The organism is Streptomyces sp. NRRL WC-3618, from assembly GCF_001280005.1.
In the GTDB taxonomy this organism is placed as follows: Bacteria; Actinomycetota; Actinomycetes; order Streptomycetales; family Streptomycetaceae; genus Streptomyces.
The window spans coordinates 1-326 of the sequence record NZ_LGDW01000337.1; the positions used below are offsets into that span (position 1 = coordinate 1).

General features: G+C 63.8%; 1 protein-coding gene. It reads right to left on the reverse strand.

Annotated features, from left to right (window positions below; translation table 11 throughout):
- Window positions 1-326, reverse strand: a 326-nt coding sequence (locus ADL01_RS24910; RefSeq protein ID WP_159049622.1) for an acyltransferase domain-containing protein, incomplete at both ends; no start/stop codon positions are given.

Sequence of the window (326 nt, forward strand, 5' to 3'; positions counted from 1 at the left end):
GCCACCAGTCGGGCCGCATCCTCCAACGACCACACCCCAGCCACATACGCAGCCGTCAACTCACCGATCGAATGACCACCGACAATCTCCGGCCGCACCCCAAACGACTCAGCCAGGCGATACAAAGCCACTTCCACCGCGAACAACGCGGGCTGCGCATAGCCCGTTTGCTCCAACAGCCCGGCGTCCCCACCAAACATCACGTCCTTCAGAGGACGATCGAGCAAACCGTCCAGGTGCGCACACACCTCGTCCAGCGCATCCGCGAACACCGCGAAGGCCTCGTACAACTCACGGCCCATACCCAGCCGCTGGCTGCCCTGACC